The sequence below is a fragment of the Microcystis sp. M061S2 genome (assembly GCF_020245605.1).
Lineage (GTDB): Bacteria > Cyanobacteriota > Cyanobacteriia > Cyanobacteriales > Microcystaceae > Microcystis.
This window is the reverse complement of record NZ_JADBUP010000006.1, coordinates 14,731-27,264: the sequence shown is the minus strand read 5'-3', so window position 1 is coordinate 27,264 and position 12,534 is coordinate 14,731. Positions and strand designations below refer to the sequence as shown.

Annotated in this window: 10 protein-coding genes; 7 read left to right on the top strand and 3 right to left on the bottom strand. The window is 41.1% G+C overall.

Going from position 1 to position 12,534, the window contains the following annotated elements:
• Positions 1-23: 23 nt before the first annotated feature.
• The 7 genes from IM475_RS00985 to IM475_RS00955 all read left to right on the top strand — a co-directional run bounded on the left by IM475_RS00985 (position 24) and on the right by IM475_RS00955 (position 7,582).
• Complete coding sequence (locus tag IM475_RS00985; RefSeq protein ID WP_287659639.1) at positions 24-728, top strand: Uma2 family endonuclease; 705 nt, start codon at positions 24-26, stop codon at positions 726-728.
• 172 nt (positions 729-900) lie between these two features.
• Positions 901-1,974 (top strand): ParA family protein, encoded by a 1,074-nt coding sequence (locus IM475_RS00980; protein WP_287726372.1) that lies wholly within the window; start codon positions 901-903, stop codon positions 1,972-1,974.
• Positions 1,958-2,719: a HEPN domain-containing protein gene (locus IM475_RS00975; protein ID WP_287726370.1), complete on the top strand. Its 762-nt coding sequence runs from the start codon at positions 1,958-1,960 to the stop codon at positions 2,717-2,719. The genes IM475_RS00980 and IM475_RS00975 overlap by 17 nt, the downstream gene beginning before the upstream one ends.
• A 146-nt stretch (positions 2,720-2,865) precedes the next feature.
• A complete protein-coding gene (locus IM475_RS00970; protein ID WP_287726368.1) occupies positions 2,866-4,584 on the top strand; it encodes an ABC1 kinase family protein in 1,719 nt (572 codons plus the stop codon).
• A gap of 36 nt (positions 4,585-4,620) precedes the next feature.
• Positions 4,621-4,998 carry a hypothetical protein gene (locus IM475_RS00965; RefSeq protein ID WP_002734118.1) on the top strand — a complete coding sequence of 126 codons (378 nt, stop codon included), beginning with the start codon at positions 4,621-4,623 and terminating at the stop codon, positions 4,996-4,998.
• Positions 4,999-5,125: 127 nt separating this feature from the next.
• The gene (locus IM475_RS00960) at positions 5,126-6,463 is read left to right on the top strand and encodes an anthranilate synthase component I (RefSeq protein ID WP_287726367.1); all 1,338 of its coding nucleotides are present in this window, start codon (positions 5,126-5,128) and stop codon (positions 6,461-6,463) included.
• A gap of 153 nt (positions 6,464-6,616) precedes the next feature.
• Positions 6,617-7,582, top strand: a complete 966-nt coding sequence (locus IM475_RS00955; RefSeq protein ID WP_287726366.1) for a permease — start codon at positions 6,617-6,619, stop codon at positions 7,580-7,582.
• A 188-nt stretch (positions 7,583-7,770) separates the two neighbouring features.
• Here IM475_RS00955 and IM475_RS00950 read toward each other — a convergent pair whose 3' ends face one another.
• From IM475_RS00950 to IM475_RS00940, 3 genes are all read right to left on the bottom strand, one after another.
• Positions 7,771-7,980 (bottom strand): hypothetical protein, encoded by a 210-nt coding sequence (locus tag IM475_RS00950; protein ID WP_046662445.1) that lies wholly within the window; start codon positions 7,978-7,980, stop codon positions 7,771-7,773.
• 245 nt (positions 7,981-8,225) lie between these two features.
• Positions 8,226-10,985 (bottom strand): FxSxx-COOH system tetratricopeptide repeat protein, encoded by a 2,760-nt coding sequence (fxsT, locus tag IM475_RS00945; RefSeq protein WP_287726392.1) that lies wholly within the window; start codon positions 10,983-10,985, stop codon positions 8,226-8,228.
• Positions 10,954-12,378: a hypothetical protein gene (locus tag IM475_RS00940; protein ID WP_287726365.1), complete on the bottom strand. Its 1,425-nt coding sequence runs from the start codon at positions 12,376-12,378 to the stop codon at positions 10,954-10,956. Before IM475_RS00940 ends, fxsT begins: the two co-directional genes overlap by 32 nt.
• Positions 12,379-12,534: the final 156 nt, after the last annotated feature.

Sequence of the window (12,534 nt, the reverse complement as noted above, 5' to 3'; positions counted from 1 at the left end):
TTGACTCAATGGGTTTATAAACGATGACAACCCTAGATATTGCTACCGATATTGTCTGTCCTCCCACCGATTTATGGAGTGATGAACCACCCTTGGAAAGTGATCTGCATTTACAACAAATTATTTTATTATTATCTTGTCTTGATTGGCTCTGGCAAGATAGAAACGATTACTATGCCTCGGGCAATTTGACTATTTATTATAACGAAAGACAACTGAAACAGCGAGATTTTTGTGGACCAGATTTTTTCGTGGTTTTAGATACGGAGAAACGTCCCAGGAAAAGTTGGGTCGTCTGGGGAGAAGGGGGTAAATATCCCAATGTAATCATCGAAATTCTCTCCGATTCCACCGCTAATGTGGACAGAAAAGCCAAAAAGGAACTATATCAGCATACTTTCCGGACTCCTGAGTATTTTTTGTTTGATCCCAATACTTTAGAATGGCAAGGATTCACTTTAATCGAGGGACAATACCAACCGATTACCCCCAATAAAAACGGTTATTTATGGAGTAAGCAACTAGGATTATATTTAGGGATTTTTGCCAATAAATTGCGCTATTTCACCGAATCGGGTGAATTGGTTCCCACCCCTCAAGAGTCAGCCCGACAGGAAAGATTAGCCAAAGAACAGGAAAGATTAGCCAAAGAAAGAGAACAACAACGGGCGGAAAAATTAGCCCAAAAGCTGCGAGAATTGGGCATTAATCCCGATGAAATTGCTTAAATATCTGGTTGGGGGTGTTAGGGTGGAAACCATGGCGCAATTTTTCCTTAATTGCTAGGCATTAAAACGAGTAATCCGAAACTCTGATTCTAGCCTAGAAATCATGGCAAAATCTCCACACTGATGTTACAATAATGACCAAGGGCAACAATCTTCAAATATAATTAATGCCATGGTGCAAAAAATAGCTTTTTTTAATCATAAAGGTGGAGTGAGCAAAACTACAACCACTTTTAACCTTGGTTGGATGCTTGCTGAGAAGGGCAAAAGAGTAATTATTGTCGATACCGATCCCCAATGTAACTTAACTGGTATGGCTTTGACTAATGAAAGTGAAGATAGGGAGGAAAGACTACAAGCCATCTACAATACTTACTCTAATATTAAAACAGCTTTAGCACCTGCTTTTGAGTCTCAACCGAGATTAATCGAAGCTGTGGACTGTATTCCTATTGATGGTCGTGATGACTTATTTTTACTGCCTGGTCATGTGGGATTAGCTGAATATGAAGTTACCCTAGGTATTGCTCAAGAACTTAGTGGGTCAATTCAGGCTTTAAAAAATCTCCCCGGTGCGATTACATATTTATTAGACAAAACTGCCGAAAGATTTCAAGCTGACTATATTTTAATCGATATGAGTCCCAGTTTGGGGTCAATCAATCAAAATATACTGATGACCAGCAACTTTTTTATTGTGCCAACCACAGCCGATTTTTTCTCGGTTATGGCTATCGATTCTTTAACTAAAATCTTGCCTAAGTGGCACCAATGGGCTAAGGCAGCTAGTGCTTTACCAATTCTCAAAACCGCCAACTATCCCTTCCCCGAAGTTAACCTACATTTTTTGGGAACTATTGTTCAGAACTATCGAATTATTCGTGGAAAAGAAACAAAAGCCTTTGAAAACTGGATTAACACAATCGAGGAAAATATCGGCAATAAAATGATTCCAGCCCTAGGAAAAAATGGCATGATGCTACCGAAATTTATCTACGATCAGAATGGTGTACCAGACTGCTGTACTCTAGTAAAAATTCCTAATTTTAATAGTCTTATTGCCTTATCTCAAGAGCATCAAATGCCTGTTTTTGCGCTAACTGCTGAACAATTGAAATCAGCTAAGTGGCAGGGTAAAGTGTTAGGTAAAGCCCAAGAAAAACAAGAGGACTTTAAAAAGATTTTTTCTGACTTAGCAGACAAAGTTATCGGTCTTACCTCCGAGATTTATGCAGTTAGCAATTGAACAATTTCGCCTTAGCATTGCCCGCGTTCGTGACTTGATCGCTATCCACAATTCCCTCAAATCTCAGACTACTCCCGCCCTAGATGTATCGGATATCCTCAGAGCGGCTTTAGTCCTGACTGTGAGCGCTTTAGATTATTATATTCACGAAGTGGTTACTCTAGGAATGCTAGAAATTTATCGAGGCCAACGTTCAGAACCTTCTCCCACTCCTAACAGTTCTCAATCTGCCTTTTCTCGTTTTAAAGTCTCCTTGAATGGCGCAGGACAAGAACGATTGATAGCTATTAGTATTGGCTCTTGGTTAGAGAACGAAATTCAACAAAACTACGGTTCTTTTTTTGGTCAAGAATCTCGCTCAATTTCCGAGGTACTACCAATGATTGAAAATCTCCTCACCAACAAACTTAATAGTAATCATTGGCTAGAGGCTGAAATTAGAGAAAAACTCAGCTATGAAAGCTATCAACAACCGAACAAGATAGCGGATGCCATTAGACTAATTTCAGCCAAGGAATTGTGGAAAGAAGTGGCCAGCAAACTAAATAAACCAGCTAAAGATATTAAAAACCAACTTAGCGCAATTGTTGAGCGAAGGAACAAAATCGCCCATGAAGCTGATATAGACCCGAGTTATGGCATTGGCAGTCGCTGGAATATCGATGAAAATATGGTTAATGATGCCGTTAACTTTATAGAACAGCTTGTTGAAAATATCCATCAGGTACTTGAGGACATCCACTAGCCGAGAATTTCCCCGGCAGTCTAGTTATAAATACTTATGATTTCTCAGGGAATTATAACAATCATTAAATAATGTGTAGTTTTGTATACTGATGTCAGGAACTTAGATACAATATCAAGTGGCGTAAGATATATAGAGATTAGCTAGTGAGTCGGCATCAAGACAGTCAAACTGACGGGAAACGAGAAGAAACACAGTTCACTCCTTACAGTGCAGCAGCGATCGCTCAAGAATACCGTTACAAACCTTGGCAATTGTTCGGTCGCGCTTTCGTGATTATTTGGTCTTTAGGATTATTTCTCCTCAGTCTCCTCTGGGACAAATGGACAAAGCAAGAAGAAGCCAATAAATACCAGCGTGCCAGCGAACTTAGGCAAATTCTCACCCGTTTGGGTCCCACCTTCATCAAAGTCGGTCAAGCTCTCTCTACCCGTCCCGACCTCGTTCGCAAAGACTTTTTAGACGAATTAGTTAAACTGCAAGACCAACTTCCCCCCTTCGATAACCACATCGCTTTTGCCCTTATCGAGACAGAATTGGGGATGCCTGTAGAAAAAGCCTATCGAGAAATATCCCCCACCCCCGTGGCTGCCGCTAGTTTAGGACAGGTTTACAAAGCTATTCTACCCACCGGCGAAGAAGTAGCCGTTAAAGTGCAAAGACCGGGGCTGCGGGCGCTTTTAAGCCTCGATTTATACCTAATGCGCTGGGCAGCCCAAAAATTCGGTCGTTTATTACCCCTCAATCTCGGCCACGACCTCACCCTGATTGTCGATGAATTCGGCATCAAACTCTTTGAGGAAATCGACTATCAAAACGAAGGTCGCAACGCTGAAAAATTCGCCACCAACTTCCAAAATAACCCCGAAGTTAAAGTTCCCAGTATCTACTGGCGTTATAGTGGTCGCCGCGTCCTCACCCTAGAATGGATTGATGGCTATAAACTCACCGATACCGAGAACATCAAAGCTTTAGGATTAGACCCCAATAATATCGTTAAAATCGGCGTAACCTCTGGATTACAGCAACTCCTCGAACACGGCTTTTTCCATGCTGATCCCCATCCAGGTAATCTTTTCGCCACCTTTGATGGTCGCATGGCCTATATCGATTTTGGCATGATGGATCAGTTAGAGGAGGAAACTAAAGAAACCCTCGCCAGTTGCGTCGTCGATTTAATTAACAAAGACTACGAAAACCTAGCCAGCAACTTTGTCAAACTGGGATTTTTAACCCCAGAAACCGATATAAAACCAATTATTCCCGCCCTAGAACGAGTTTTAGGCAATGCCATCGGTCAAAGGGTCGGTGACTTCAATTTCCGCACCATTACCGATGATTTCTCCGAATTGATGTACGAGTATCCCTTCCGGATTCCCGCCAAATTCGCCCTGATTATTCGTTCCCTCGTCACCCAAGAAGGGGCAGCCCTCACCCTCGATCCTAACTTCAAAATCGTCCAAGTGGCCTATCCCTACGTCGCTAAACGTCTCCTGACCGGGGAATCACCCCAACTGCGCCGGCGTTTACTGGATGTACTGTTCAAAGACGGTAAATTTCAGTGGCAACGCCTAGAAAACATGATTACAATGGCTCGATCGGAAAGTAACTTCGATTTACTGCCCACCGCGCAATTAGGCATCACTTTTCTTCTCTCGGAAGAAGGTCGTTATCTGCGTCGTCAATTGCTATTAGCTTTAACGGAAGATGACCGTCTCCACACGGCCGAAGTGCAACGTCTCTGGGGTTTAATTCAAGGAGAATTGCAACCGCGGCGACTCTTGGATGTGGCCATGAGCGCTTTTCGGGAATTATCGTCCCAAGGTGTGGCCGCTGTCCTTCCGCGAGAAACCAGTTCGCGTTAAAGTGTTTAAGGTCATCATCGGTTAATCACTTTTTCTATGGATTATTATTTTCTGCCCCAACCGCCCTATTTTCTAGTTTTTGCCGGTTTATTTATCGGTATTACCTGCGGGGCCGCTTTTGAAGCTAGTCTCAAGCAAGTGGTTAACAATTGGTATAAAAATAAGGGTTCAGACGATCAAAATCTTTTAAAATCTAGTTCCTTACAAATTCCTTTTATCGGTATTTGTGTAGGAATCTGTCTTTTCCTTGCCTCGGGATTAGATATATTTATTCTCAATGGTTGGGTTGCCTACGCTATCTCTCTCCCCATGACTATCTTTATCGGTGGTTTGGTTTGGAGTCAGTTAGGGGAATTATTAGGCCAATTACAGCGCGGCGGTTCTAAAGAAATTGACCTCGATTATCGGGGATAATTAGGAGGCAGCAAACATTTAGGACTAAGAGAATAGGTGTTAGCAGATAGGAAAGATCAACTACCCCACAACTAACACCAAACCCCTAGTTATACCCAATTTACCAGCTATTTTGGCCCGCAATTAGATGCAAAAACCTTTAGCATGGCATTGGCGATCGCTTCCTCTGCATCAGCGCACCGGTTCCGAGGTTTTTGCCTGCTTATTCTCCCAAGATGCGATCGCTACTTTACTAGAAAGTCCCTATCCGGGTAATTCCCTCTCCCGTTACTCTCTTTGCGCTGGTTCCCCGCGTCAGCTTTGGACCCCCGCACTGGGCGAAATTTTGCCCTTTTTAAGCAGTTTACTCCCCCAAACTCGCTCGGATGTGCTTCCCGATCATCTTCCCTTCCATGGCGGTTGGTTGGGGTGGTTAGGCTACGATTTAGCTTGGGAAATAGAAAAATTACCCGACAGGAAAGCTGATACTCTCCCTTTTCCCGTCGCTTATTGGTATGAACCGGATAGTTTTGCCATTCTCGATCACCAAGCACAAATTCTCTGGTTAGCTGCCACTAAACCCGAAGATTTAGATAAATACGAACAATCTTTAACCACTAACCCCGATTTTGAGTTCATCGATCCTCATCCCTCTCCCTTAATCTTTTATACTTCTCAACTCGACTACGAAAAAGCTGTTAAAAAAGCGTTAGACTATATCAGAAAAGGCGATATTTTTCAAGCAAATTTATCCCTAAGATTTCAAAGCACAACTCAGGCAAAAGGATGGCAAATTTATCGCAGTTTACAACAGATAAACCCTTCTCCTTTTGCCAGTTATTGGCGCACTCCTTGGGGAGAAATGATTAGTTGTTCTCCCGAAAGATTGGTAAAATTAGAAAGAGGAATAGCCAGCACTAGACCAATCGCTGGAACTCGTCCCCGGGGTAAAACCGAGGCACTCGATCAACAATTAGCCGAGGAACTATTAACTAATAAAAAAGAACAGGCCGAGCATATTATGCTAGTGGATCTAGAACGTAATGATCTAGGTAGAGTTTGTGAATGGGGATCGGTTTATGTGGATGAATTACTGACGATCGAGCGTTATAGTCACGTTATGCACTTGGTCAGTAATGTTCAAGGAAAATTAGATAAAAAGTATCATGCTATTGATTTAATTAAAGCTCTTTTCCCCGGGGGAACAATTACCGGTTGTCCGAAAGTTCGCTGTCTAGAAATTATCGAAGAATTGGAACCAGTGCGACGCAATTTATTCTATGGTTCCTGTGGCTATATTGACCTACGGGGTCATTTAGATTTGAATATTCTCATCCGTACCCTATTAATGACTAATCAAGGGAATTTAAACACCGTTTGGGGACAAGTGGGAGCGGGAATAGTTGCCGATAGCGATCCCGAAAAAGAATGGTTAGAATCCCTTCATAAAGCTGAGGCACAATTAATCGCTTTACGTTCTTTTTAATTTTTGATTTCAACAAACTAACCTATTGTTGCATCTTGCATGAGTGCCTTTTGCCTTTTGCCTATCCTAACCAAGAAATTAATTTGGCACGACTACTTACTTTTTACCTTATCTGCTATTTTGTAGGATAGCTTCCGATCTTGAACCCTATTCATGAATCAAATTTCTATCGCTGTTACTTTTTTTCTTAGTTTATTCTTGACCTCGCTTCCCTTTTTACTTTTGGGGGCAGCCGTTTCCAGTTTTTTGCTGGTTTTCGTCAATAAACAGCGATTAGCGGCGATATTTCCCCGTAATCGAGTCTTAGGAGCGATCGTCGGCAGTGCCATCGGATTAATCCTACCCGTCGGACAATACGGCACGATTCCCGTCGCTAGAAGATTCTTATTAGAGGGAGTACCCCCAGGGGTGGTGTTTAGCTTTCTCACCGCTGCACCTACCCTAAATATCGTCACTCTTTGGCTAACTTGGCAGACTTTCAGCTATTCTAGTATTTTCTTCTATCGATCGCTTTCGGTGTGGTTAATGGCAATTTTTATCGGTACTCTCTTTAGTTTCTATCGGGAAAAACCCCGCACCGATAGCGAAATTCCCCTAGAATCGAGTTTAGTTCTTTCCGGTAGTTTTTTACCGGAGGAAGCAGCCAGTCAACCCCTACAAAGAGTCGGCAGTCTTGTTTATGAGTATAAAACTAGAGATAGGCAAGCTTGGCCAATTTCTGTGCAGTTATTTCTCGATAACTTTATCGATGAAGCACTGGAATTAGGGGGATTATTAATTATAGGCTGTGCAATCGCTAGTGTCTTTCAGCTATTATTACCTCAGAGTCAATTAATTGCCTGGGGGAATACTCCCGTTACTCAAATTCTCGTGCAGTTGTTCTTTGGTTTCACCCTCCCTGTTAATGCCAGTCTTAGCACTTTTGTCCCCGGTTCTTTAATTACTAATCTGTCCGTGGGTTCCACTCTAGCTTTTTTACTGGTCGCTTCCCTCATTGATATTAAAGCTTTTATCCTCCTCCTATCAGCTTTCCGTCCTAAAATCGTCCTTTATTTCGGAATTTTATGCCTGTTAATGAGTTTTTTAGTGGCTCTGATCCTCAGTTTTTATCTAGGTTGAATTCCTTCCGGGTCAGAAAAATTTTCTCTTGACAAAAGCCCCTTGACATGATATTATATTCATAGTGGAAAATCCGTGCGCCTACAAGCCCTATTTTCCCAAGCATTTAAACTCTAACTCATCCTGATTCTGCTTGCCGGAGTTGTTTAGTTGTTTTTGAACTGGTTTCGGAATAATAACTCTGTAGTTCACGCTTGAGTTGCCTCATATTCTTCGAGGGTTAGATAGTCTCCTGCTTGATAAGCTGATTCAGAAGCGATTATGTTAGCTTGCTCTTCTTCTGTAATTTCTATTTCAGTATGTCGTTCTTTGATAAAGAGCAAAAAGTCAAGTAATTCAGTCAAAAGGGTGTCAGGTGTCTGCTCGATTTCTTTAATTAGTTGTTCTTTGAGTGTCATAGCTTTATCAGTCATAAGTCATCAGTCATCAGTGATTAATTCAATCATAGTCGATGATTGGTGGTGGGTTACTGGACTAGGTAATAGGTGTAGGGGTAATTCATGAATTACCCCTACAATCGGCTAGGTTTTTCTGGATGTTGTTAAATTTTCTCTTGACAAAAGCCCCTTGACATGATATTATATTCATAATGGAAAATCCGTGCGCCTACGAACCCTATTTTCCTAAGCATTTAAACTCTAACTCATCTTGATTCTGCTTGTCGGAGTTGCGACAACATAGTTTTATAGTTCTCCATAATTGTTTGGGTATGGGGATGATTGTCTCCTAATACTTGGGTAGCAATCTTAATCGCTTCTAGATAGAGAGGTTCTGCTTCTGTGTACCTGCCTTGGGATTCGTACAATGCTGCTAAATTGTTGAGGGAAGTTGCCACATGGGGATGATTGTCTCCTAAGAGTCGTTTATACAAATCTAAAGCTTCTAGATAGAGAGGTTCCGCTTCTGTGTACCTGCCTTGGGAACGGTACAATGCTGCTAAATTGTTGAGGGAAGTTGCCACATGGGGATGATTGTCTCCTAAGAGTTGTTTATACAAATCTAATGCTTCTAGAAGGAGAGGTTCCGCTTCTGTGTACCTGCCTTGGGATTTGTACAATGATGCTAAATTGTTGAGGGAAGTTGCCACATGGGGATGATTGTCTCCTAAGAGTCGTTTATACAAATCTAATGCTTCTAGATAGAGAGGTTCCGCTTCTGTGTACCTGCCTTGGGAATCGTACAAGTATGCTAAATTGTTGAGGGAACTTGCCACATGGGGATGATTGTCTCCTAAGAGTCGTTTTCTCAAATCTAAAGCTTCTAGATAGAGAGGTTCCGCTTCTGTGTACCTGCCTTGGGATTGGTACAATAGTGCTAAATTGTTGAGGGAAGTTGCCACATGGGGATGATTGTCTCCTAAGAGTTGTTTTCTCAAATCTAAAGCTTCTAGATAGAGAGGTTCCGCTTTTGTGTACCTGCCTTGGGATTTGTACAATCCTGCTAAATTGTTGAGGGAAGTTGCCACATCGGGATGATTGTCTCCTAAGAGTCGTTTATACAAATCTAAAGCTTCTAGATAGAGAGGTTCCGCTTCTGTGTACCTGCCTTGGCAATCGTACAATCCTGCTAAGTTGTTGAGGGAAGTTGCCACATCGGGATGATTGTCTCCTAAGCGGGTTCGAGTTGCGGTTAAACAAGCTTGATAGTAGGGTTCAGCAATAGCATACAATCCTTGTCCTTGATAATAACGAGCTAAACCCGTATAGGACGAAACTAAATCCTCATCAGCGATATATTGGGGATATTCCCTGACAGCTTGTTCAATATGGGGAATTAAGGGAGTCAGATTTTGAATAATATCTAGAGTAGGAGTTTCGGGGACTGTTCTCGATGTATCTGTCATCACCGTACAATAACGACTTTTTGCGGTATTGGCTGTCTCGGAACCTTCTAATTTTTCCCGTAGATAAAGACGGATGAGGGGATGCAGTTGATACCATTCATTGCCTAAAGATTTCAGCAAATTAAGCTTAACCAAGCTATCGGTTAACCATTTTTCTATCTCGTCTTTAGCTTCATCAGAAAATAAACTGATGATTAAGTGCTTGGGAAAAGGTGCCGAAGCAAATAAACTGAGATAAAGAGCTAATTTTTGTTCTTCTGTTTCTAACAGTTGCCAACTGATATCCAGAATTGTTTTAATACTGCGGACTTCCTCCTTATCAGAGTTGAGATATTTTAAGCCTTTTTTTGGGAATTTTTCCTTGATATTTGCTAAAGTTTCAGTGGTTGCTTGTCTCAGAAAACTGCCTAGTAATTGTAATCCTAGAGGCAAATATCCTAAACACTGACAAAGTTGCTTGGCTGCCTCTAACTCTGCGGTTAGACGTTCTTTTCCTAAGTAGGTTTGCAGTAAATCTAAAGCTTGCGCTGCTGTGAGAACATCTAAGTTTATCGTTGATAGCGATACCCCTAAGTAACTAAAGCGAGTGGTAATTAAAACCCGAAAACGAGATTCTTTTCCCGGTGGTAGATAAGATTTAATTTGGTCGTAGTCACGCACATCATCAAAAATAATTAAAGCATTTCCCTCGGGCCAATTTTGCCAACAGTAACGCACTCGTTCACTTAAGGTTCCCTGATTGGGGATGTTTAAACCCAGGTATTCTCTGGCAAAAAATAAAATAGCCAAACCGGGGTCACTGTTAAGGACATTTATCCAACAAATACCCGCAGGATAATCCCCTTTATGTTGCCAAGCATACTGTAAAGCTAATTCAGTTTTTCCCGAACCTCCCATCCCACTTAAAACAATTAGGGAAGATTGCTGAAAAGCTTGATGAATCCGGGATAATTCCTGTTCTCTACCAACAAAGTTAACTGCTGTTCCTGGTAAATTATAGGGATCATGAACGGTATTTTTATCGGTAAATAGCTGATTATAGTTGGTAGCTTGGGTTGAATTTTCTGTTAAAAATAACCGCAGGAAAAACCAAGAATTTAAATCTGGCATATACCGAATAACTTTGTTAGTAAAATCATGATTCATCCACCAAATTTGTCGGAGATTAAAGCGAGCTAAATTTTCTCGATTGAAATTAATTAATTGCAAGGCATCTACTAGGGAAACATCAGAAAAAGCGGTTTCAAAACCAGTAATTGATACTACTCCCGACTCCAATTCTGCCAATTGTGTTAACAAGAAGTTCAAGACAAAAGAGGGTTTTTCCCATCTTGGTAAGACAATTTTATGAAAAATAATGCCTTGTTCTTGCAGTTTATTCTCTAATTCTCTAACTACTTGCTGACGGGAAAACTCATCATAAAATTCCACCCTAGCTAAACCTCTAGATGGTCTTCGTCCCCACAATAGCAAACGAGCTGCCGTATGGGAAATAGTACCCGGTTCTAACTCCGATTGATTAGTTTGATTAACTTGATGTACCACCGGGGACACCTCCATCGGGAGCAGTAGGAATACGACCTTGAGCATTTAAAATATCAACCACAAGGGGATGCACCATAAAGCATCTTTCTCCCTCGTATTCATCTACTTCTTGAATCGCTCGATCATTTAATAAAGCGTATAATATCTCATTGGGAATTTGTGCTTCTGGATTAGCATCATAAATTCGTTTTAACAATAATACCTTATCCCCATAACTAACAGAATCGATATCATAAGGATTTTGGCCTAAACGTCTTTCATATTCTGTTCTTAAACTGCGAATTGCCCTGCTAATATGACTAGACATGATCAGATTTTGTTGATTGACAATTGCCTCATCAGAAGCTTCTCTAACTAGATAAAATAAATCTCTGATATTGCCACCAGAGGCAATAATAACCCGCTCTATTTGTCCATCTTCAAATAAATTAGATTTAACTCTTGCTTCTAAAACTTTTCTCACTGCTTCCCGTCCTTTTTGGTTAGGAGTATGATCTTTTTGGCAAAAAACTGGAGTATCGGGAATCAGGAGATTATGGTCAAAAGTGAGGTTAATCCCGGGAGATGAATTATACAATCCAATCGGAATATTAAAAATAATGTGAATGTCTAAATCTTTGAAAATGTTAGAATAGTTTAAAAATAAATCCCTGACCGCTTCTTGTGAAACACCAGCTTTATCGAAGTCTTCTCCAATAATTAGCCAGCTTCTCTGCATAGTTTCCTGTAAGTTCTGATTACACTCTTTCAGGAGTTGATTAGCAATATTAATTAAATCTCTGGAACGGGAAAGACGGTATTCAACAACTTTTTTCTCTCGCGAGGAAGCAAACCGGAATTCTCCCTTGAGAGAGGCAAAAAGTCCGAGAATTTTATTCCAGAAAGAATCTTCCTTTACTCCCGCTCCTGCTTCCGTTTTGATTTGACTTTCTCTGGTTTCCTTACGGGTAAATTCTTCAGAACTAAACCAATCCCAAAGCTTTTGTAAATTTTCATCACTGGGTTGTCGAGAAATTTTAGCGGTTTTCTCAACAATTTCCACCACCATAAAGAGAAACACATCAAGGGGACTGAAATTAATCGCATCGAGTTCACTTAAAACACTAAATCGCAGGGGTTTAAAATGCTGTTTAATCTCATGATCATTAATTAAACGAGTTAATTCTGTCGATTTGCCTACCCCCGTGTGTCCCATTAAACAGGCTTTGTAATATTGTTGCGTATCTATGACCCGTTTTAACCCTAATTTTAGACGCTGAATTTTATCTTCCCCTCTCACCTTATTCATTTCTTCTCGATAAAAAGCATCTATTTCCTTCTGAGTTAATAGGGGTTCAGGAGATATAGTTAAATGGATTTCATCAAGAGTAGTCGCAGGTTCAAAGCGAGTCAGAGAGGGGTGTTGCATAGAGACAGGAAAAATCATTCTCTGGAGATACTTTTTATTATATAAGTAGCTGGTTATAATTAAATTAAAAATGGATTTTAGGTTCGATCCCCCCTAGCCCCCCTTGATAAGGGGGGAAGCCGAAGGCGGGGGGATCCCCCTTGATAAGGAGGGTGC

Coding starts and splice junctions, on each gene's coding strand:
- IM475_RS00985 (WP_287659639.1), top strand. CDS start 24: ATGACAACCCTAGATATTGCTACCGATATTGTCTGTCCTCCCACCGAT.
- IM475_RS00980 (WP_287726372.1), top strand. CDS start 901: ATGGTGCAAAAAATAGCTTTTTTTAATCATAAAGGTGGAGTGAGCAAA.
- IM475_RS00975 (WP_287726370.1), top strand. CDS start 1,958: ATGCAGTTAGCAATTGAACAATTTCGCCTTAGCATTGCCCGCGTTCGT.
- IM475_RS00965 (WP_002734118.1), top strand. CDS start 4,621: ATGGATTATTATTTTCTGCCCCAACCGCCCTATTTTCTAGTTTTTGCC.
- IM475_RS00960 (WP_287726367.1), top strand. CDS start 5,126: ATGCAAAAACCTTTAGCATGGCATTGGCGATCGCTTCCTCTGCATCAG.
- IM475_RS00955 (WP_287726366.1), top strand. CDS start 6,617: ATGAATCAAATTTCTATCGCTGTTACTTTTTTTCTTAGTTTATTCTTG.
- IM475_RS00950 (WP_046662445.1), bottom strand. CDS start 7,980: ATGACACTCAAAGAACAACTAATTAAAGAAATCGAGCAGACACCTGAC.
- fxsT (WP_287726392.1), bottom strand. CDS start 10,985: ATGGAGGTGTCCCCGGTGGTACATCAAGTTAATCAAACTAATCAATCG.
- IM475_RS00940 (WP_287726365.1), bottom strand. CDS start 12,378: ATGCAACACCCCTCTCTGACTCGCTTTGAACCTGCGACTACTCTTGAT.